Here is a 21,364-nt window from a genome sequence, read left to right as displayed (position 1 = left end):
TCCGGCGAACATCTGCCCAGCCCTCGTTCGCTCAGCCAGTCAGACGCGGGAACAACTTCAGCGCATTGCCGCGCTCGATCGCCGCGATCTGTTCGTCGGAAAACACGCCCGCCTGCCGCAGACCTTCGACGTGATCGAGGCTCTTGCGGTATGGAAAGTCTGTCCCGAACAGGATCTGCGATGCCGGGATGATCGCCGCCAGGGCCGACAGCGATCCCTTATTGGAGACCTGCGCGGTGTCGTAATAGAAGCGCTTCAGCTCGGCCAGTGTCCCGTCGGGCACGGTGTCCTTTGCCTTCGGGTCCAGCATCGGGTTGCGCACGAAGCGTTCGATCAGGAACGGCATGGTACCGCCCGCATGAGAAAAGATCCATTTGATATCGGGGAAGCGCCGCGCGTTGCCGCTGAACAGAATGTCCGCGATGGTCCGCGTGGTGTCGGTGCCGAACTCGATCATCACCGGCTGTTGCGTCGGCACCAGGTTCACACAGCAGTTCGCCGCCGTGGGATGGGTGTAGACGACGGCCTTGCGGCGATTGAACTCTTCCATCACCGGGATGAACGAGGGATCGCCGAGCCACTTGTCACCGTAGCTCGTCATCAGGCCGATGCCGTCGGCCTTCAGGACATCCAGCGCATAGGCGATCTCCCGCAGCGCACCCTCGGTGTCCAGAAGTGGCACCATGGCGAAGCTGCCGAACCGGCCGGGATGATCCGCCATCAGCTTGGCCGCGTATTCGTTGGATTCGCGCGCAAGCGTGCGGGCTTGCGCCTGCGGGATCGGATTGAGCGCCGGCGTCGTCACGGAGAGCATGGAGACGGCAACGCCGGCCTTGTCCATGTCCTCGATGGACTTCGCCGGCGTCCAGTTCTTCATCAGCGGATCGCCGAACTTCGCCGCATTCGACGCGGTGATGTAGGTCGGCGGTGAGAGATGGTGATGAACGTCGATGCGAAACGACGCGCCATCGGCCGCTGCCTGAGCGCGCCTGGCGACCCCGGTCGTCGCCAGTGCCGCCGCGCCAGCCAGCCCGAGCATGAAGCCACGCCGGCTCGGCGTGGTGCATGAGAATACCTTGAAGCCGCTATGACACGCGCACGCGCCAAGCCCTTTTGCGCCAGCCTTCATCGTCATCTCCCTTGGTAGTCTTTTCATTCTGGTCGTAGTTCAGTCGATGATGGCTACGGCCCTCGTCCATCCTGCCGACGCCTTCTCGATCTTCACCGGGAAGCACGACACCGTAAAGCCGGTGGAAGGCAACTCTTCCAGATTGTGCAGCTTCTCGATGTGGCAGTAGCCGATGTGGCGGCCGGCCTTGTGGCCTTCCCAGATCAGACTGGCGTCGTGGGTCTCGGCATATTTCTTCGCTGTGTAGACGAACGGCGCGTCCCAGCTCCAGCCATCGATGCCGGTGAGGCGCACGCCGCGCTCCAGCAGATACATCGTCGCCTCGTAGCCCATGCCGCAGCCGGAGGTGACGTAGTCCTGCTGGCCGTATTTCACGCCGGCCGAGGTGTTCACCACCACGATCTCCAGCGGGCTCAGCGTATGGCCGATGCGCTTCAGCTCGGCCTCGACGTCGGCCGCGGTGGCGACATAGCCGTCGGGGAAATGCCGGAAGTCGAGCTTGACGCCGGGCTGCAGGCACCATTCCAGCGGCACCTCGTCGATTGTCCAGGAGCGTTCGCCACGGTTCATGGTCGGATGGAAATGATACGGCGCGTCGAGATGCGTGCCGTTATGCGTGGACAGGCTGATCTGCTCGACCGCCCAGCCCTCGCCGTCCGGCAGGTCTTCCTTCTTCAGCCCGTCGAAGAACTGCAGCATGCGCGGCAGGCCCTGCTGGTGATCGATGTACTGGATGGTCGGATGGTTGCCCGGCGGATCGGCGGGCACGTCGTTCTGCAAGGGCACGGAAATATCGATGAGGCGGCGGGCCATGGGGGTTTCCTCAAATGTTTCTATGATTCAGGTTGTCGTTCCGGGGCGGAGCTGGTGCCGAAGGCGACGGGACCGAACCCGGAACCTCGACGTGTGCCTCACTTCGGGATTCCCCGCCACTCCAATTGGAGTGGCTGAGGTTCGCAGTCGGCTGGCGCCGCCCGCGCCCCGGAATGACAGTTTGTGGCGATTAGACCAGACGAGTCTGTGTTAGACGTCCTGCCGAACCACCTTGTTCTTGAGCACGCCGATCTTCTCGACTTCGAGTTCGATCTCGTCATTGTGCTCGAGATACCAGCCAAGCTCGAGGCCGCAGCCATTTCCGACGGTACCGGAGCCGATGAATTCGCCGGGCATCAGGGTCTCGTCCTGCGAGATGTGCGCGATCAGTTCCTCGAACGGAAACAGCATGCCTTCGGTGACGCCGGAGGAGCGCACCTTGCCGTTGACGCGGCATTCCATTTTGAGCTTGTAGGGATCGCCGATCTCGTCGGGCGTGACGATCCACGGGCCCATCACGTTGCCGCCATCGAAGCTCTTGCCCTTGGCGGGGCCGAGCCTTCCTTCCATTTCCAGCCGCTGCGCGTCGCGCGCCGAAAAATCGTTGAAGATGGTGTAGCCGAAGATGTGATCCTTCGCCTTGGCGGCCGTGATGTTGGCGCCCTTGTTCTTGGTGATGATGCCGAATTCGAGCTCGTAATCCATCACCTGGCTGTAACGCGGCCACTTGACGGTGGTGTTGGTGCCGCGCACCGAAAAGCGGTTGGTGATGTAGTAGATCGGCTGGCGGCGATACACTTCCGGCAATTCGCCGAGCGGTTCGGCCTCGATTCGCGCCAGCTCTTCCATGTCGTTCTTGGCGCGGGCCGCCAGTTTCTGCTGGCCGCGCGGCGCCTGCAAGATATGCAGCGGAAACGACATGCCGTCGCGGCACTGTCGTGGCTCAGGCACCGGTGCGAGGATATCGGCGCCGGCCACCGCGACCGACAGCGATTCGTCGTTGCCGTGCTTCTCGAACAGGACGCGCGCCGTATCCAGCGCGCCTTCGCCCGCGTCGATCAGCGACAGCATCGAGGCGAAGGCGGGGTTGCCGCCATTGCGGCCGGCGGCTGTGGCGACGTCGAACAGTTTGCTGTCGTTGGAATGGACCAGCCCGACCTTCTGCTGGCCGCCTGCGCTATATGTCGCGAGTTTCAACGTGATCTCCCTCTTGCTTTTGTTATTTGATAAAATATAGGATCAAAAAAAATATCGATAAACAAGAGGCGATTGCAAAAATCGCATTCAGGGAGGTAAAAATGAAAAAGCTCGCAGGTCTGGCGTTGGCGGCATCGTTGTTCGCAGGTGCAGCACAAGCCCAGAACAAGCTCCAGATCGGCTGCACCGCGACGACCGACTGCGCGTCGGCAATGGTCGCAGTCGATGAGGGCATCTTCAAGAAGCACGGCCTCGACGTCGAAATGACGTTGATCGGCATCAACTCCAACATCCCGGCCGCGATCCTGTCCGGCTCGATCCAGATCGGCGGGCCGACCTCGACCGTATTCCTGCAGGCCGTCGATGGCGGGCTGGATCTCGTCGCGGTGGCCGGCGCCACCGTGATGAACCCGAATTCCAACGCCAATATCACCGCCTTCGTGCGCAACGGCATCACCATCAAGGAGCCGAAGGACTTCGTCGGCAAGAAGGTCGGCGCGCCCGGCCTCGGCGCCTTCCTCCACGTGCTGTTCGTCAAGTGGCTGGTGGAAAAGGGCGTCGATCCGAAGAGCGTGAACTTCGTCGAGGTCACCTTCCCGACCATGGCCGACATCATCAAGTCCGGCGGCGTCGACGTGGTGCTGGCGGCCGAGCCGTTCATCACCCGCATGACCAATGCCGGGCTGGGCACGATCGGCGCGCGCTACGCCGCCGAACTGAATCGCACCGAGCCGATCATCTTCTATGCCGCGTCGCGCGACTGGGCCGAGAAAAACCCGGAAGTCATCCGAAAATTCCGTGCGGCGATCGCGGAAGCGGCGCCGATCGTCAACAACGACCGGGAGAAATCGGCAGCTTCGATCGCCAAGTTCACCAAACAGACGATTGAACTGGTGAAGGCGTCGGCGCCCAACAAGTCCGAGCCGGTGCTGAAAGCCGATCAACTGGCCTGGTGGATCGACATCATGGCCTCGCAGAAGATGCTGCAGAGCAAGGTCGACCTCAACAAAGTCATGCTGAAGTAGGACCGGGATGGCGGACGCAACTCGCAGCGACGTGGACGCGTCCGGCTCGGACACGCTGAGCGAACGCGCCGCCACGCTGCTGCAGCACGACATCATTGCCGGGCGTCTTGCGCCCGGCGCGCGTCTCGGCATCGTCGATCTGGTGCAACGCTATGATATCGGCGCCACGCCGCTGCGCGAGGGCCTGTCTCGGCTGATGTCGCGCGGGCTGATCGTCGGCATCGGCCAGCGCGGTTTTCGCGTCGCCGACATCAGCCGCGAGGATCTCGCCGATATCACGCGGATGCGTACCGTGGTCGAGATGGAGGCGCTGCGGCTGGCGATCCAGAACGGCAACGATGCCTGGGAGGCGGGCATCTTGGGCGCGCTGCACCAGATGCGCCGCCATATCGAGCGGATTGGCGACGCCTTTCGCGAAGGCGCGCCGGATTTCGACCGGCTGCACAAGGGATTCCACACCGCGCTGCTGTCGGCCTGCGGCTCGAGGCGGCTGTTGTCGGCGCATTCCGACCTGTACGACCAGGCCTATCGCTACCGCCGCGTGATGATGCGCGGCTTCGACTCCGGCGCGCAATTCGTCGAGGCGCATCAATTGCTCGCCGATCGCATTCTCGCGCGCGACATCGGCGCATCTCAGGCCGCGCTCGAATCGCATCTGCATTCGACGCTGGCCTATGTCTATCCGCCCGGTCAGGGAGACTAACATAATGAAATCCGCCACAGCGCGCCCGCTCGCCAAGACCGCTGCCGTCGCGCCCGCGAAAGCGCAGATCGCGTTCTCGCATGTCACGCTCGATCTCGGTGGCAAGACCATCATCGAGGACGTCAGCCTCGACGTGAAGCAGGGCGAGTTCCTCTGCATCATCGGGGCGTCGGGCTGCGGCAAGACCACGGCGCTGCGGCTCGCCGCCGGCCTGTATCAGCCGACCTCCGGCGACGTGGTGTTCGACGGCGTCGCCATGCGCGCGCCGCGGCGCGACGTCGCAATCGTGTTCCAGGACTATGGCAAGGCGCTGCTGCCGTGGCGCACCGCCGCCGGCAACGTCTCGCTGGCGCTGGAGACGATCGGCATGCCGGCCGCGCAGCGCCCGGCGCGGATCGACGAACTGCTGAAGAAGGTCGGGCTGCCGAACCACGCCGACAAATATCCGGCAGAGATGTCCGGCGGCATGCAGCAGCGATTGCAGATCGCGCGCTGTCTGGCGCAGGAGCCGAAGGCGCTGTTGATGGACGAGCCGTTCGGCGCGCTCGATGCGATGACCCGGCAGGGGTTGCAGGACGAGGTGCTCGAACTGGTCGCCGCCAGCGGCGCCACCGTGATCTTCGTCACGCATGACCTCGAAGAAGCGATCTACCTCGGCGACCGCGTCATCGGCCTGTTGCCGCATCCCGGCCGCATCGGAATCGAACTCAATATCGACCTGCCCCGCCCGCGCGACCAGCTCACCACGCGCGAGCAGCCGGAATTCCTGCGGCTGCGCCGCGAATTGTTCGACTTCATCAAGGCGTCGGAAGCATGAACAGGGAACGCTGGAAGGCCGCGGCGCTGCCCGTCGCGCTGCTCGTCGGGCTGGAGGTCTGGGCACGCGCGAGCCACATCCAGAGCGACGCGCTGGCGCCGCCCTCAGCGGTGGCCGCGGCTTTGGTAGAGGCCTTTGCCGACGGCTCGATCCTGGGTGCCACGCGCGACACGCTGGCCTCGGCCTTTGCGGGCCTCCTGATCGGCGGTGCCGTGGGCCTGGCGCTTGGCATCGCGCTCGGCATCTTCAAGCCGTTCGACCGCCTGATGGAAGTGACGATCGAATCGCTGCGGCCGATCCCCTCGATTGCGTTGCTGCCGATCGCGCTAATCGCGCTTGGCTTCGGCTACCGCATGGAGATCGTGATCGTCGCCTTTGCCTGCGTATGGCCGATCCTGATCCTGTCGCGCGCCGCGGTGCGCAGCATCGAGCCGCGGCTGATCGAGGTGTCGCGCGCGCTGAAGCTGTCGCCGGGCGACCGGGTGCGCAAGATCATCATCCCGGCGGCACTGCCGCGGATCTTCCTCGCGTTTCGTCTCGCCGCCGGCATCGCGCTGATCGTCGCCGTCACGGTGGAGATCGCGATCAATCCGATCGGGCTCGGCGCCGGCATCATGACCGCGCAGCAGGCGTTGCGGCCGGACCTGATGCTGGCCTATTTGCTGTGGATCGGGCTGATCGGCTACGCGCTGAACACCGGCCTGATGCTCGCGCAGAAACATCTATTCGGGCCGGCGGCCCTCGCCGGAGAACTGCGATGAACGCCACCGTGCTGATGTGGCGCGCCGCCAGCTTTCTGGTCGCCGCGGGCTTCGTGGCGCTGTGGCAACTGGTGGCCGATCTCAAGCTCGTGTCGCCAGTGTTTCTGCCAAGCCCCGATCGCGCCTGGGCCTCGCTGGTGCGCGGCTTCACCTCCGGCGACCTGCTGGCGAAGACGATCGGCACGCTGGAGCACATGGCCTATGGCTGGCTACTGGCGTCCATCGTCGGCATCGCGCTCGGCGCGATGATCGGCTCCTCGAAAGCGATGCGCAGCTATGTCGCGCCGTCGCTGGAATTCCTGCGGCCGCTGCCGGTGTCGGCGATCATTCCGGTGGCGATCGCTCTGTTCGGCCTGACCCAGGGCATGGCGCTGTTCGTGATCGCATTCGGCGCGATCTGGCCGATGCTGCTGGCCACCGTGCACGGCTTCGCCGCGGTCGAGCCCAGACTCTACGAAGTAGCGCGCTCGCTGCACATGTCGCGCCTTGCCGTGATCTTCAAGATCGCGCTGCCTTCGGCCAGCCCCGACATCATCTCGGGGATGCGGCTCAGCCTCACGGTGGCGCTGATCCTGTCGGTGGTCTGCGAGATTCTCGCCGGCCTCGACGGGCTCGGCCATTGGGTGCTGCTGTCGGCGCGCTCGTTCCGGTCGGCGGACCTGTTCGCCGGCGTGATCCTGCTCGGCGTGATCGGCTACGTCACGGCGCTGGCGATGTCGATGGTCGAGCAGCGGCTGCTGAGGTGGCGGACGAGCGGACACTAGGTTGAGCGCCGGCGTCTGTGGTCCCCTCCCCCTTGCGGGGAGGGTCGACCGAACGGACGACGATGCGAGAGCATCGTCGGGAGTGAAGGTCGGGGTGGGGGTGCCACGGGCGACGAAGCCTGTTGCTACCCCACCCGAACGCGCTTCGCGCAGCAACCCTCCCCGCAAGGGGGAGGGAAAGAACCGCGTTCTATTTGCTCAGACCTGCGTCTTACTTGCCGGCAGCAAACACTTTCGCGATCGACCCCTGCGCGTCGTCCTGGATCTGGCGCAGGTGATCCTGGCTGACGAAACTTTCCGCGTAGATCTTGTAGACATCCTCCGTGCCGGACGGCCTTGCCGCGAACCAGCCGTTGTCGGTGGACACCTTGATGCCACCGAACGCCACGCCGTTGCCGGGTGCTTCGGTCAGCGTCGAGGTCACCGCATCTCCGGCCAGTTCCGTCATGGCGATCTGCGCCGGCGACAGCTTCTTCAGCAGGCTCTTCTGTTCTACCGAGGCCGGCGCGTCGATGCGCTCGTAATACGGCACGCCGAACTCCTGCGTGAGTTTCTCGAAACGCTGGCTTGGATCCTCCCTGGTCACTGCGGTGATTTCCGCCGCGAGCAGGCCGAGGATCAGGCCGTCCTTGTCGGTGGTCCATACCGTGCCGTCGCGGCGCAGGAACGATGCGCCCGCGCTCTCCTCGCCGCCGAAGCCGAACGAGCCGTCGCCCAGGCCATCGACGAACCATTTGAAGCCGACCGGCGTCTCCACCAGTCGACGGCCCATCTTCTTCACGACGCGGTCGATGATCGCGCTGGAAACGATGGTCTTGCCGACCGCTGCGTCCGGGCTCCAGTTCGGGCGGTGTTCGAACAGATAGGAGATCGCGGCGGCCAGATAGTGGTTCGGATTCATCAGCCCGCCGGAGCGGGTGACGATGCCGTGGCGGTCGGCGTCGGTGTCGTTGGCGAAGGCGACGTCGAACTCGTCGCGCATCCCGATCAGCCGCGCCATCGCATAGGGCGAGGAGCAGTCCATGCGGATCTTGCCGTCCCAGTCCAGCGTCATGAAGCGGAAGGTGGGATCGACGACGTCGCTGACGATGGTGGCATCGAGTCTGTAGCGATCAATGATCGGCTGCCAGTATTCCACGCCGGCGCCGCCCAGCGGATCGATGCCGATCTTCACGCCGGCGTTGCGGATCGCTTCCATGTCGACGACGTTGCCGAGGTCGGCGACGTAAGGCGTGATGAAGTCGTAAGGCTTGACGAATTCCGACTTGCGGGCGCGTGCATAGGGCATCCGCTTGATGCCGGCGAGATCGTTCTCGAGGAAACCGTTGGCGGCCTTCTCCATAGCGCCGGTGATGTCAGTATCGGCCGGACCGCCGTTCGGCGGATTGTATTTGAAGCCGCCATCCTCCGGCGGATTGTGCGACGGCGTCACCACCACGCCGTCCGCGAGACCCGAGGTCCGGCCCTTGTTCCAGGTGAGGATCGCGTGGCTGATCACCGGCGTCGGCGTGTAGCCGTCGTGCTGGTCGATCATCACATGGACGCCATTGGCGGCGAACACTTCCAGCGCGCTGACCAGCGCCGGCTCGGCCAGCGCATGAGTGTCGATGCCGATGAACAGCGGGCCGTCGATGCCGGCGCTGCGACGATAGTCGCAAATCGCCTGGCTGATGGCGAGGATATGGTTCTCGTTGAATGAGGTGGCGAGGGCCGAGCCGCGGTGCCCCGAGGTGCCGAAGGCGACGCGCTGCGCCGGAATCGCCGGATCGGGCTTGCCGGCGAAATAGGCCGTGACGAGGCGCGGCACATTGACCAGCCAAGCGGGATCAATCGTCTTGCCGGCCAACGGGTCGATATGAGCAGCCACATTATTCTCCTTCGCGAACCACCATCCGCCGGCGTCGAACGGCCGCCAGCCCGGACTTCTTGGCATGTTTCGGGAGAATAATCAGCCAGCCGCCGTAAGGTTCAGCGACGGTCGTCGAGCTTCTCAGTCTGCCGCACGGCCCAGGCGACCGGCACGGCAAAGCCTACGAACAGCAGGACGACGCCGGCGGCAACAAGCATGCTGTCGAGGGGCATTGGCTTCTCCATCGTTGATGGAGAATTTTAGGGCCAGGGTGGGCGAGACCACCTTGAGCTGCATCAAATTCGTCGCTCGCCGGGCGCTACGCCCGCGCGAGCTTGTCCAGCCGCTCGGGGGCGAGCAGGCGGATGCCGTCCGGCACCACGACGATAGCCTTGGCGCGGGCCAGCTTGGTCAGCGTGCGGCTCACGGTCTCGATGGTCAGCCCGAGGTAATCGGCGATATCCTGCCGGCTCATCGGCAGGGGCACGTTGACCGAAACAGGGGCGAGCCGGCTGTACCGGGTCTGCAGATTGAGCAGGAAGGCCGCCACTTTCTCTTCCGCGGTGCGGCGGCCGAGCAGCAGCATCTGGTCATGCGCAAGGCTCAGTTCATGGCTGACGAGTTCGTGCAGCCGGCGCAGCAGATGCGGCTTGGTGTCGAGATAATCGACAAAGGCGCCGCGGGCGAAGCGGCAGACCTTGACGTTAGTGACGGCTTCCGCCGTGACGCCATATCGCTCGACCAGCGCGAGACCGAGGAAATCGCCCGGCAGTGCAAAGCCAACGATCTGACGGCGACCGTCGGGCAGGGATTTGTACAGCCGCACACAGCCTTCGGCCACGTTGTAGACGCTGCAAGCCACCGCGCTCTGGTCGAACAGCATGGATTTGGCGGGAAAGATCTTGGATTGGCTCAGGCATTCGAGCGTCGCAAGTTCGTGTGCCTCCAATACGCCACAAACGCTGAAGGCCCGCATCGTGCATTCTTCACACGCGTTCCTGGCGCGGCCGAGCCTTATATCGTGCGATGAGGCGCCCGGTTCGACACAAGTCATCGGATATCCAGTTCGGTTCAACCTTGTCAGCTCGACACTTGATGTGGATCAAGGATGGCGGTGTTGATCCACATCAACGTCGCGACAATTGTCCACGAACAATCGCTTACCGAGTGAGGCTCAGGCGCCCTCGTCCAGCGCCACCAGTTCGCGCTTCCTGCGGAACGACGGGAGCAACGGGCCGACCAGCAGCACCAGGGCGATCGCCAGGCAGACTGCCGAGATCGGGCGCTCGACGAAGGTCATCAGGTCGCCCTGCGACAGGATCAGCGACTTGCGCAGATTGTTCTCCAGCAAGGGTCCAAGCACGAAGGCCAGCACCAAAGGCGCCGGTTCATAGCCGAACTTGCGCAGGAAGTAGCCGATCACGCCGAAGCCGATCATGACGTAGACGTCGAACACGTTGTTGCTGCTGCAATAGACGCCGATGATGGTGAACAGGATGATCATCGGGAACAGCACGTTGTAGGGCAGCTTCAAGAGCTGCACCCACATGCCGATCAGCGGCAGATTGAGCACCAGCAGCATGGCGTTACCGATATACATGCTGGCGACGATGCCCCAGAACAGACCGGGGTTCTGCGAGATCAGGAGCGGCCCGGGCTGAAGGCCGTGGATCACGAAGGCGCCGAGCAGCAGCGCCATCACCACGTTCGGCGGAATGCCCAGCGTCATCAGCGGAATGAAGGCGCCGCCGGCGGCGGCGTTGTTGGCGGCTTCCGGGCCTGCCACGCCCTCGATGGCTCCGCGACCGAACCGTTCGGGGGTCTTCGACAGCTTCTTCTCCAGCGCATAGGAGGCGAACGACGCCACCACCGCGCCGCCGCCCGGCAGGATGCCGAGGAAGAACCCCAGCAGCGTGCCGCGCCCGATCGGCCCGGCGCTGGCCTTCCAGTCCTCCTTGCTGGGAAGAAGGTGGTTGATCTTCGCATTGATGATGTCGCGCTTGAGCGCCTGCTCGGTGTTGATGAGAACTTCGGCGAGGCCGAACAGGCCCATCACCACCGGCACGAGGCCGATGCCATCGATCAGTTCTAGGCGGCCAAAGGTCAGCCGCGGCTGCGCGGTGATGCCGTCGAGGCCGACCAGACCGAGCACGATGCCGATGCAGGCCATCAACAGCGCCTTGGCCATCGAGCCCTGCGTGAGAAAGGTAAGCACGACCAGGCCCAGCACCATCAGGCTGGCATATTCGGCGGGGCCGAACGCGATCGCCACGGAGGCCAGTTTCGGCGCGACCAGCATCAGGGCGACCAGCGAGAAGGTGCCGGCGATGAACGAGCCCAGCGCCGAGATACCGAGCGCGGGGCCGGCCCTGCCCTGCCGAGCCATCTGATGGCCGTCGAGGCAGGTGACGACCGACGCCGCCTCGCCGGGAATATTGACCAGGATCGAGGTGGTGGAGCCGCCATACATCGAGCCGTAATAGATGCCGGCCATCATGATGATGCCGGATTCCGGCGTGCCCGACAGCGTGATCGGCAGCAATAGCGACATCGCCGAGATCGGCCCGATGCCGGGCAGCACGCCGACCAGCGTGCCGATGAAGACACCGAGGAAGCAGTACAGGATGTTGATCGGCAGCAGGGCAACGCCGAAGCCCTGCATGACATTGGAGATGACTTCCATATTGAATTCCGGTCAGCCGATTTCAAAGATGCCCGAGGGCAACTGGATCAGAAGCGCATGCTTCAGCACCCACCACACGCCGACCGGCGCCAGCACCGCGAGCGGCACCGCCAGCGTCCATCGCACCGGATCAATCGCGCGCAGCAATACGAGCATCAGCGGAATGGTCGAGATCAGGAAGCCTAGCTGGTCGAGCGCGATGGCATAGGCGACCAGGCTGGCGATGATCACGACCGGCCGCGACCAGCGCGTGCCCTCCCAGCGCGAACCGAAGGTCGGCCCGCCCTCGGTGACCGCCGCGATGGTGATCGAGATCGAAAACAGGCACATCAGGATGCCGGTGTAGAACAGCACATAGCCGGAGCCGGGATCGTTGATACTGCCGAGCTTCAGCTTCAGCCCGGAGCGGATCACGAAGAGGCCGAGTGCGAGGCCGATCAGCCCGGTCCAGAATTCGGAATTGTTGAGGCGGAACGGCGGGCGGGTTTTATCAGTCATATCGACGTATTCCATCAGGCTACTGTTTGGCTCTTGCGCGCCACCCCCTCCGCGTAGTCCCCGCGAAAGCGGGGACCCATACACTCCGTCGTATCAGCTCAAGCAAGGTAGCAAGCGCCTGCGTTCGACTTGATAGGACGGAGGCTATGGGTCCCCGCTTTCGCGGGGACGACAGCGGAAAGGCCGCTGTAGATCAATTCGCCTTCTTGCCGAGCCCGATCGTCTCGATCACCTTGCGCTCGGAGGCCGTTACTTCCGCGACGAACTTCTTGTAGTCCTCGGTGTTCTTGTAGTTCGGCACCATGTCGTATTTCGCCAGCGTGGCGATCACCGCGGGGTCCTCGATCGCTTTCTTGAAGGCATCGTGCAGCTTCGCCACAATCTTCGGATCCATGCCCTTGGGTCCGGCGATGCCGAACGGCGAGTCATAGACCATCGGATAGCCGATTTCCTTCAACGTCGGCACGTCCGGGAAATTCGGCGAGCGCTTCTCGGTCCACACCATCAACAGACGCAGCTTGCCGGCATCGACCAGCGGCCGCCAGCCGGTGGAGTCAGCCTGCAGCATGGTATGCTGGCCGAGCACCGCGGCATTGGTCTCCGCGCCGCCCTTGAAGGGCACCTGGGTCAGCTTGATGCCGGCCAGACCGGCGATCTGTTCCATGCCGACATGCAGCGAGGTGCCGGCGCCGGGCGTCGCATAGGTCACCTTGCCGGGATTGGCCTTGGCGAAATCGACGACGTCCTTCCAGGTCTTGAACTGCGAATCCGCATGGGTGGTGACGCCGAAAGTGTAGCCGGTGAGATGAATGATGTAGCTGAAATCCTTGTCGGGATTCCACGACACCTCCTGCATCAGCGGCAGGCGGAACACGGTGATCGGGATCTGCGAGATGGTGTAGCCGTCGGGCTTCGACGCCGCCGCCATCGTTGCAGGGCCGACCGTACCGCCGCCGCCGCCCTTGTTGTCCACGGCGATCGGCTGGCCGAGATGCTTGGAGGCCGCATCGGCAATCGCGCGCATCGAGATGTCGGTGGAGCCGCCCGCCGGCCATGGCACGATCAGGGTGATCGGCTTGGTCGGATAGTCCTGCGCGCCTGCGGCGGCGCCGAACAGCGCGGTGGCGGCGAACACAGCAACGGCGAAGCGATTTCGCAGCAACATCAAAAATCCTCCCTGTGCGGCCATCGGGATCGGATCATTCGATCTCGTCCCGCGGATCAAGTCCGGGCCTGCGTTTAGTCTGCGATCCTGAAGCCGCGAGATCAACGACTATTTTGCGCAGTTGCACAATGCATCGGACGTCTCATGCGACATTAGGTCCGCGAGCGCATCACCTCGTCGACAAACATTCAGCGTGTAAAAATATTCCAGCGCCGGTGTCGGATCACGGCACCTCCGGCCGTCCTAGGAGGGACACTCCAAGAGGAGACGCCAATGCCCCAGATGGTCTTCATCAACCTGCCGGTCACCGACCTGCGCCGCGCCACGGCTTTCTACCAATCGATCGGTGCGACGAAGAACGACATGTTCTGCGACGACACAGCGTCCTGCATGGTGTTTTCCGACACCATCTTCGCGATGCTGCTGACGCATGAGAAATTCAGCCAGTTCACGTCAAAGAAGATCGTCGATGCCAAGAGCGCCTGCGAGGTGATGCTGTGCCTGTCCGCCGACAGCCGCGACGCGGTCGATGCGCTCGTCAACAAGGCTACCAGAGCCGGTGGCGCGGGCGATCCCTGCCCGACGCAGGATTACGGCTTCATGTATGGCCGCAGCTTCGAGGATCCCGACGGTCATATCTGGGAAGTGGCGTGGATGGACCTCGAAGCCGCGGCGAAGTCACAGCCCGCCGCAGCCGACGCCTGATTGGAGGAGAACGCCGATGTCGAAGATTGCCCCCTGCCTGTGGTTTGCCAAGGAGGCCGAGGAAGCCGCCCAGTTCTACGTCTCGCTGTTGCCGGATTCACGGATCGACCGGGTCCAGCGCAGCCCGCTCGACACGCCGCCCGGCAAGGCCGGCGACGTGCTCGTGGTCGCCTTCACGCTCGCGGGACAAAGCTTCATCGGGCTGAATGGCGGCCAGGCGGTGCCCTACAGCAACGCCGTGTCGTTCACCATCAACTGCGACGACCAGGCCGAGGTCGATCGTCTGTGGGAGGCCCTGATCGCCGACGGCGGCAAAGCGGTGCAGTGCGGCTGGCTGAACGATGGTTGGGGCGTACCCTGGCAGATCGTGCCAAAGGGCTTCACCGAAATGCTCGCCGACAGCCATGGCGAGGGCGCCAAGCGGGCGATGACGGCGATGATGGGCATGGTCAAGCTCGACCTGGCGGCGCTGAAAAACGCCTATGACGGCGCCGGGATCGACGCCGGGCGGCCAAGCGCCTGATTTGGCGATCTTTGTTGCCCAAGCGGGGTATGTATCGACAGCGCGGAAATCGCGGGGGACTTGCTTGACATCGAGTCCCCCGCCTCCTTATATGCCGCGCATTCGCCGGGGTTTGTTTCGCCCCCGCGGACCTGTGGCGGGGTAGCTCAGTTGGTTAGAGCACGGGAATCATAATCCTGGGGTCGGTGGTTCGAGTCCACTCCTCGCTACCATATTCGCCTGCACTTTTAAGATTTGTCATATTTCGTACCACGCTTCGTACCACGAATTTCCTTATGGCCATGATCTTGGTCGAGGCGTGGCAACGGCCCGTGAGGTGCTGGAGATGGTGTTGGCCCTGGCGACGGCTACTTCACAGCCGACTGGTCTCGTCAACCTGTCGTCTCTACGTGAAGGCCTGTCGGGTGCAGCGAAAGGCACACAACTGAGGGCTGCCTCGGTGTCACATGCATTGCTTGATCAACGGAGCGCTCACCAGTGGCCCGCATAGTGGCAAGCCGCGGATCGGCCAGTGCTAGGAATTCGGCGCTCATTGCACACCATTGAACAACCGTACGGCTGATGACATTGTCATGACCGGCGTTGGAAATCAGTCCTTTTCCAGCAGCTTCGTCAGAAACGACGCCGTCAGATCCTGACGTTGGCCGATCGCACAGCGGTGTCGAGGTTAGACTCCCTGTTCCCGCGCTACCTGTGGCGCCTGGAACCGCAAGGTGGCGTAGTTGGTTTGCAGCTTGTCGGACATCTCGTAGCAGTTGCGGCCGTCCACGGTGATGCCTCTGGTTCGTCAGCCCGCTATACGTGGCCGGCACCACTGCGCCAGCTTGGCATAAAGGACCTCGCGCTTGAACGGCTTTCCAATGTGATCGTTCATCCCGGCGGCGAGAAACCGCTCCACCTCGGCCGGGATCACGTGCGCGGTCATCGCGACGATCGGAACATTGCCCGCAGGATGATCGACCGCACGAATATGCCGGGTTGCCGTCAGTCCATCCATGCCCGGCATTTGGATGTCCATCAGAACGAGATTGTAATGTTTGGACTGTATCGCAGCGACCGCCGCGCTCCCGTCCGCCGCAACGTCGACCGAATAACCGGCAGCCTCAATCATCGCCTGAGCAATCTCGCGGTTCATCTCAATATCCTCCACCAGCAGGACGTGCATATCTGCGCTCGCCGATCTGACGTCCGGCGCCTTAGGGGTAAGCGGATGGGGAAAAGCCACCTCGAGTGTCAGAGCAAACGAAAAAACCGAGCCCTTGCCTACGGAGCTTTCGCAGGAGATCTCGCCCCCCATCAGTTCCACAAGCTGCTTGGAAATGGCAAGCCCAAGCCCAGTCCCGCCGAAACGACGCCGAACCGAACTGTCGATCTGCGAAAAACGTTCAAACAACCCGGCGCGCTTGTCCTGCGGAATTCCTATTCCTGAATCGGAAATTTCGAAACGCACAGTCTGGAAACCATTTGCATCCGCCAGCCGGGCGACCAAGATGCTGATGCTCCCTTCTTCGGTGAACTTGACTGCGTTGTTGAGCAGATTCAGCAAAATCTGCCGTAGACGACCTTCGTCGCCCCAGACGTATTTCCCGAGGCATGGATCGATATTCCTACCGAGATGTAGCCCCTTCGCGGTGGTCAGTGGCTCGACGATTTCCAGCGTGGATTCGATGAGTTCGGTTAGCGAGAATTCGCTGCGATCTATCAAAACGCCGCCGGACTCGATTTCCGAAAAATCGAGAATGTCGTTGACGACGCTGAGCAGGGCGTTTCCCGCCGACCGGATCTTGGTCACTTCCCGGCGCGGCTTGCCTTCCAACCGGTCGTCGTTCAGCAGAATATCTGTATAGCCGAGAATGCCGTTCAGGGGAGTCCTGACTTCGTGGCTCATGGAAGCCAGAAATTGCGATTTTGCCGCCGTCGCGGCTTCCGCCGCAACCTTAGCCGCCATCAGCTCGGCTGCCTGATTCTGGCGCTGGGTCACGTCCCTCATGACCGCGACCGCGTGCCGTTCTTCGCCATCGCCACCGTCCACTACCGAGTATGCCGAATCGACCCAGACCCAGTGACCCTGCTTGTGTTTCATTTGGGAAAGGAAGGTCACCCGGTCATCTGCCATATGCAACGAAAGATCGAGATGCTGTTTGAGGGTAAGGTCTTCGTCTTGAAGTAGGTCACGATCCGAAAGCTGCTCGTACTCGGTGCCGGTGTACCCGAGCAGCGGAAAGATAGAGGGTGAAACATAAATGCAGGCGCCGTCGGTGGCCCGCCGCATGACGATTACATCGCTCATGTTCTCCGCCAGTAACCTGAAACGGCGCTCGCTTTCGAAAATCTGCAGATCCGCCCTCTTTTTCAGGGTAACATCACGGAAAGTACGGATCACACCTCCACTCTCGAAGGGCCGCGTGTAGATTTCGATTACCTCCCCGCCGGGGCGGGTGCGTTCGAACGAATACTCTGCGCCCTGACTGACTCGTGGCCGGAGGCGTTGGCGGACCTCCTCGGACACGTTGGCGAACTCGCCTCTGCCCTCCTGATAGGCAAATAGTTCCGCGCTGGTGGGGCGGGAGGACGAATAGGCCTGAGGAAGGCCGAGCAAATTGATCGCTTGCTGATTGCAGATCGAAATCCGGTCGTCCCTATCGACCACAATGAGTCCTTCATGCATGCGCTCGATGGTAGCCCTCAGCAGTTCGGCCTGTCGGTTGAATTCCCTTTCGCGGCGGAGCAGGCCCCAGCCCAGGAGAAGAATGATCACGCAAAGCAGAGATGTTCTCGCCAGGCTATAAATGACGCTTCGGCGCCACGGCGCCAGAATCTCATACGTGGCCAAGGCGGCGGAGACCACGAGAGGATAGCCCTCGACGCGCTGATAGCTGTTGATGCGGACGATGCCGTCCGTCGTCGAGGGAAATTGTTTTACGCCGGCCGACGATTTTGGCAGTAGATCCCTAAAGATGACAGAGTTCCGCATATCTCTCCCGATGTTCTTTTCGGTGAAAGGACGCCGGACCAGCAGTGTCGCATCATTACTCGCAAGCAGGATCGCGCCGGAGCGGCCGATCTCAAACTGGTCGTAAAAGTCCTGGAACGCGGCCGTCTTGATCCCCACCGCGACGAATCCCAAGAAGCCGCCATCCGGCCGTCTCAGTCGCCGCGAGATTGGAATAACCCAGGAATTTGACAGGGCACTGCGTATCGGCGCGCCGACGTAGATCTCTCGCGAAGGGTCTGATCGGTGAAAAGTGAAACTCGGGCTGCTCTGCGCGCTGAGCCGCATCGTTTTCGTGCCGTTGGTGCTGAACCCGTTACCTTCCGGATCGAAAATCGCAAGCTCGTCGATCTGCTGCACGCGATCCATCAGCTCTCGCAATTTCGGGCCAGTTTTTCCGTCGTCGATAATGCCGCCCGAATCCTCCAGCCCGTCAACAACCCCAATCAGGATAGCATCGGCGGTACGCATCATCCCGGCCGCATGCTGCGCAAGCGAACGCATGATGTTTGCGGTATCCTTCCGGCTGTCCCCGATGACCTCGGCCCGGCGTTCAATACTCCGGTAGATTTCGTGCGCGAGAATCGCAGCGCAAATGAGCGAGACAAAGACGATAAAGCCAGAGGACCTGGCAAAGGGGCTAATTTGCTTCAAAGGTAGAAGGCCTTTGCTGGACCGAAGCGTCGTGCGGCTAGAGCTGCGGTACCGTGGGCTGGGGGGCTTTCACAGCCGGCAGAAGATAAAATCGGACGCCAATCGTACAGGAGTGCTTCCAAGCAACGCGGGCAACTCATGGTACACACGACCGGCTGCTGGACAGCAAGGTTCTGAATTGCTGAATTTCGGCCAACGCGCGTTGCCGTTCACGGATGGCGATGCCGTGAACTTCGTCGAGTTTCAGCTCTTTCATTGCGGCGCCTTCCAGCTCTCGCGCCGCGTTCGACAGGGAATGGAAGCCGAGCATCCCGGCCTGCGCAACCATCTTGTGCGCCTGCATGGAGATTTCTGCGTGGCTACGGAGATCGCACGTCAACGAGTTCTCTAGAACGAGCTGAAATTTGCAGAGCAGTGCGACTACCCGTTCGCTTCCCAGCATCTTGATCAAATCATTCAGTTCGGGCGACACTTCTTGCGCGACGCCAGTAACAGGATGCGTGTTCATGAGAGCGTGTCCTCGTCTCTATCGCGCAATCTTGCGGAGAGTGTTTGCTTCGGAGCCGCAGCTGTCGCTTGAGAGCATCATATTTAACGATCATAAATAAATCGATTAGGGATTCGACCGAAGGAGCTATCAATTTTTCGGCCTAATCCTAACGGACTAGGCCGAACGCCTGCTCACAAGCGACGTAGGGGGTAGCGAGATGCCCGTGCTACGTTGGCTCGCCAAGTGTGATCGGCTAACATAAGTTAGGGCCGAATCAGTCGGCGGCGTATTTGCGCGGCCAATGTTACCACCGGAATCTGCGTCAGAAGAATGTCTCAGGGACTAGATCCGAGCTTCGCGCGATCCGCCTATTTCAGTCCAATTCGGCTTCCAGGAGCTCTCACGCAACGTTGATCAGGGGATTGCACCGATGACGTCAGTTCTATTCGTCGATGACGATCCTTTTATGAGAGAGATCGCCGACGTCGTCCTGCGGAACGGGCTCGGAATCGACGTTGTCTTCGCGAGCGACGCCACCGAGGCGATTGAGATCGCAGCGTCGGGCGCTTCATTCAACTTGATCATACTTGACCTTGTCATGCCGCGAGAGGACGGCATCAGCTTATTCGGAAGGCTGCGGAATAACCCGTGCATCCAGCATACTCCGGTGGCGTTCATCAGCGCTCGGTTTCTCGACGAAGAATGCAGCGCACTGCTCGACGCGGGAGTGGTGACATTTCTCACCAAGCCCATCACGCCTTCGAAACTCAAGAGCGAAGTGATTTCGTTGCTGCGACTCGGCCGGTCAGGCGCAGTAGCTTCGCCTTGTTCGAAAGAGCCTCTTGTATCGCCGAACCCGATATAAACAATCGCGACGGAAGGAAGGTACGAACTGCTCGATCCCAGACGTGCAGTGCTCGCCGCCCGGTCTGGGCTGCACCAAAGCGGCTGGTCAGGGTACCGGAATGGACCGCCACATCGTCAGCCATGCAGTCCAATTATGCGGGCCCCCGCAACTGCTGCTGCAGATCGGTTCTGAACTTTCAAATTCCGCAAAAGAGCGGCGACATGGATTTTGACAGTTCCTTCGCCAAGATTGAGAGCCCTAGCAATTTCCTTGTTGGCATGTCCGCGTACGAGTAACTTCAGCACTTCGTGCTGTCGTGGCGTCAATGTACCGAGCAGTTCCGATGGCGACGCCAACGGTGCCGCTCCAGTGGAGTCCCCCTCCGCTATGGACCGGTCAGGATCAAGCTCAGCGAGCGATGACGGGACATAGATCGCTCCACCCATGATATGTTCGAGGGCGCGCAAAAGCTCCGCTGCGCCCAGAGATTTCGGAATGTATCCATGAACACCCGCTTCCAGCGCGACCAGAATATCGCGTCGTGCGCGGGATCCCGAAACCACAACGACCTTCGTTTGTGGTGCGCATTCGCGCACCGCCGAGAGATTGGCCGGACTTATGATGCCAGGCATCGACAAGTCAAACAACGCGAGGCTGATTTGGTCCCCGTCCCCCAGCCGGTCCATGGCTTCGTCAAAGGATCCGACCTCGATCACCTGCGAAAAGCCGAGTTGCCGATCCAGAATTCCGCTTAGCGCTAGACGAAAAAACTCGTCGTCGTCAGCGACGAGAGCTACCCTTGCCACTTGATCGGTCATACTAAAATTCTTCGCAACATCAGAGTGACGGTAAACCACGAATTATATTGAACGAACCGTGCCACCAGTAGCACGATTCGAAGGCTCGCCGATAAACAACCTTGATCCGGTCAAGTATCTGGTCTTATTGGTCAATTAAACCGTTTCGAAATCGGGAACAGTTGAATTCTCCTGCTGAATCATCGATAGTCGGATTCCTATGCGATCAGTCCGATGGCGCGGCTTGAATCGTCGGTGGATCAATTGCGGGGAAACGCCTCTCAGCACCGCGAGCGCGGAAAGTCGGTTTTCAGACCTCTATTTGGAGGAACTAAGCCGCCACTGCTGCCGACCGTCGTTCGGCTAATGGCGAAATTCCGCGTGTCTCAATTTCGCATTTGCCTAGCTCCGGGGTCTAACGATCATTGTCCGGAGCGACTAAAGCGCACCGCTGCGCACATCGACTGCATCCGGCATTACGGCTGCTCGATGTCGGCAGAGGTTTACTCAGGGGTGCTATGTGAGATCCGCAACGTTCAGAGCATACAGTGCGGGAGACCTCGTACGGCAGACCGAGGTCTCAAATTGGATGAACGGCATATCGGCTCTGTCAAATCACCATCGTCTGTTCCTAATGAGGTTAACGATACCTGACCAGTAAGCCAAACGACATAGGTCACCCCACGTGACCGAACGCGCGGACACGTTTGATGTCGTAACAGCGCAATCACATAGTGCTCCATGAGTGGACTGGCAGGCCGACATCCATAGCAGTCTTGCTGCAATCCGCGTTTACCGTTCCCCGTATACGCGCATGTTCGGCGTTAAAGGTCGCTCCGGTCGATTAGCACTGAACTTAAGGACGCATAGCCGGTCTAGTTCAATTGGCCTAGACTAGATCGCAATTATTATCCGCACAATCATAGTACATTATCTTCCGAGCTTCATGCCA

At 61.6% G+C, this 21,364-nt stretch carries 19 protein-coding genes and 1 tRNA gene; 9 read left to right on the top strand and 11 right to left on the bottom strand.

Annotation, left to right across the window (positions count from 1 at the left end; genetic code table 11):
- Nucleotides 1-31: 31 nt before the first annotated feature.
- From FIU28_RS06550 to FIU28_RS06540, 3 genes are all read right to left on the bottom strand, one after another.
- On the bottom strand, nt 32-1,129 hold the full coding sequence (locus tag FIU28_RS06550; protein WP_168202868.1) for an amidohydrolase family protein: 1,098 nt from the start codon (nt 1,127-1,129) through the stop codon (nt 32-34).
- A gap of 39 nt (nt 1,130-1,168) precedes the next feature.
- Entirely contained in the window at nt 1,169-1,942 is a 774-nt protein-coding gene (locus tag FIU28_RS06545; RefSeq protein WP_143572192.1) for a cyclase family protein, read from the bottom strand.
- A gap of 210 nt (nt 1,943-2,152) precedes the next feature.
- Nucleotides 2,153-3,139, bottom strand: a complete 987-nt coding sequence (locus FIU28_RS06540; protein ID WP_143572191.1) for a fumarylacetoacetate hydrolase family protein — start codon at nt 3,137-3,139, stop codon at nt 2,153-2,155.
- 101 nt (nt 3,140-3,240) lie between these two features.
- On the opposite strand from FIU28_RS06540, the gene FIU28_RS06535 reads away from it, so the two are divergent.
- From FIU28_RS06535 to FIU28_RS06515, 5 genes are read left to right on the top strand one after another with little or no spacing between them, the layout of a single operon-like run.
- Nucleotides 3,241-4,164 carry an ABC transporter substrate-binding protein gene (locus FIU28_RS06535; protein WP_143572190.1) on the top strand — a complete coding sequence of 308 codons (924 nt, stop codon included), beginning with the start codon at nt 3,241-3,243 and terminating at the stop codon, nt 4,162-4,164.
- A gap of 7 nt (nt 4,165-4,171) precedes the next feature.
- Entirely contained in the window at nt 4,172-4,867 is a 696-nt protein-coding gene (locus FIU28_RS06530; RefSeq protein WP_143572189.1) for a GntR family transcriptional regulator, read from the top strand.
- A 4-nt stretch (nt 4,868-4,871) separates the two neighbouring features.
- Nucleotides 4,872-5,684 (top strand): ABC transporter ATP-binding protein, encoded by an 813-nt coding sequence (locus FIU28_RS06525; RefSeq protein ID WP_143572188.1) that lies wholly within the window; start codon nt 4,872-4,874, stop codon nt 5,682-5,684.
- Nucleotides 5,681-6,445: an ABC transporter permease gene (locus tag FIU28_RS06520; protein WP_143572187.1), complete on the top strand. Its 765-nt coding sequence runs from the start codon at nt 5,681-5,683 to the stop codon at nt 6,443-6,445. Before FIU28_RS06525 ends, FIU28_RS06520 begins: the two co-directional genes overlap by 4 nt.
- On the top strand, nt 6,442-7,209 hold the full coding sequence (locus FIU28_RS06515; RefSeq protein WP_143572186.1) for an ABC transporter permease: 768 nt from the start codon (nt 6,442-6,444) through the stop codon (nt 7,207-7,209). The genes FIU28_RS06520 and FIU28_RS06515 overlap by 4 nt, the downstream gene beginning before the upstream one ends.
- 211 nt (nt 7,210-7,420) lie before the next feature.
- On the opposite strand, the gene pgm is transcribed toward FIU28_RS06515, so the two are convergent.
- From pgm to FIU28_RS06490, 5 genes are all read right to left on the bottom strand, one after another.
- The gene (pgm, locus tag FIU28_RS06510; RefSeq protein ID WP_143572185.1) at nt 7,421-9,076 is read right to left on the bottom strand and encodes a phosphoglucomutase (alpha-D-glucose-1,6-bisphosphate-dependent); all 1,656 of its coding nucleotides are present in this window, start codon (nt 9,074-9,076) and stop codon (nt 7,421-7,423) included.
- Between the two features lie 301 nt (nt 9,077-9,377).
- Nucleotides 9,378-10,112 carry a Crp/Fnr family transcriptional regulator gene (locus tag FIU28_RS06505; RefSeq protein ID WP_143572184.1) on the bottom strand — a complete coding sequence of 245 codons (735 nt, stop codon included), beginning with the start codon at nt 10,110-10,112 and terminating at the stop codon, nt 9,378-9,380.
- Between the two features lie 120 nt (nt 10,113-10,232).
- Nucleotides 10,233-11,741 (bottom strand): tripartite tricarboxylate transporter permease, encoded by a 1,509-nt coding sequence (locus FIU28_RS06500; RefSeq protein ID WP_143572183.1) that lies wholly within the window; start codon nt 11,739-11,741, stop codon nt 10,233-10,235.
- A 12-nt stretch (nt 11,742-11,753) separates the two neighbouring features.
- On the bottom strand, nt 11,754-12,239 hold the full coding sequence (locus FIU28_RS06495) for a tripartite tricarboxylate transporter TctB family protein (RefSeq protein ID WP_143572182.1): 486 nt from the start codon (nt 12,237-12,239) through the stop codon (nt 11,754-11,756).
- A 193-nt stretch (nt 12,240-12,432) separates the two neighbouring features.
- Complete coding sequence (locus FIU28_RS06490; RefSeq protein WP_143572181.1) at nt 12,433-13,404, bottom strand: tripartite tricarboxylate transporter substrate binding protein; 972 nt, start codon at nt 13,402-13,404, stop codon at nt 12,433-12,435.
- Between the two features lie 273 nt (nt 13,405-13,677).
- Here FIU28_RS06490 and FIU28_RS06485 point away from each other — a divergent pair, with 273 nt between their 5' ends.
- The 3 genes from FIU28_RS06485 (at nt 13,678) to FIU28_RS06475 (ending at nt 14,844) form a co-directional block, all read left to right on the top strand.
- Nucleotides 13,678-14,109, top strand: a complete 432-nt coding sequence (locus FIU28_RS06485) for a VOC family protein (RefSeq protein WP_143572180.1) — start codon at nt 13,678-13,680, stop codon at nt 14,107-14,109.
- 16 nt (nt 14,110-14,125) lie between these two features.
- Complete coding sequence (locus FIU28_RS06480; protein WP_143572179.1) at nt 14,126-14,632, top strand: VOC family protein; 507 nt, start codon at nt 14,126-14,128, stop codon at nt 14,630-14,632.
- Nucleotides 14,633-14,767: 135 nt separating this feature from the next.
- Nucleotides 14,768-14,844, top strand: a tRNA-Met gene (locus FIU28_RS06475).
- A 575-nt stretch (nt 14,845-15,419) separates the two neighbouring features.
- Here FIU28_RS06475 and FIU28_RS06470 read toward each other — a convergent pair.
- On the bottom strand, nt 15,420-18,278 hold the full coding sequence (locus FIU28_RS06470) for an ATP-binding protein (RefSeq protein ID WP_143572178.1): 2,859 nt from the start codon (nt 18,276-18,278) through the stop codon (nt 15,420-15,422).
- Nucleotides 18,279-18,414: 136 nt separating this feature from the next.
- Complete coding sequence (locus tag FIU28_RS06465; protein ID WP_143572177.1) at nt 18,415-18,786, bottom strand: hypothetical protein; 372 nt, start codon at nt 18,784-18,786, stop codon at nt 18,415-18,417.
- A gap of 412 nt (nt 18,787-19,198) precedes the next feature.
- On the opposite strand from FIU28_RS06465, the gene FIU28_RS06460 reads away from it, so the two are divergent.
- Complete coding sequence (locus FIU28_RS06460; RefSeq protein ID WP_143572176.1) at nt 19,199-19,633, top strand: response regulator; 435 nt, start codon at nt 19,199-19,201, stop codon at nt 19,631-19,633.
- A gap of 116 nt (nt 19,634-19,749) precedes the next feature.
- Here FIU28_RS06460 and FIU28_RS06455 read toward each other — a convergent pair whose 3' ends face one another.
- On the bottom strand, nt 19,750-20,433 hold the full coding sequence (locus FIU28_RS06455; RefSeq protein ID WP_143572175.1) for a LuxR C-terminal-related transcriptional regulator: 684 nt from the start codon (nt 20,431-20,433) through the stop codon (nt 19,750-19,752).
- Nucleotides 20,434-21,364 lie beyond the last annotated feature (931 nt).

Source organism: Tardiphaga sp. vice154 (assembly GCF_007018645.1).
GTDB lineage: Bacteria > Pseudomonadota > Alphaproteobacteria > Rhizobiales > Xanthobacteraceae > Tardiphaga.
Note: the sequence above shows the minus strand (reverse complement) of the source record. Positions and strands in the feature narration are given on the sequence as shown.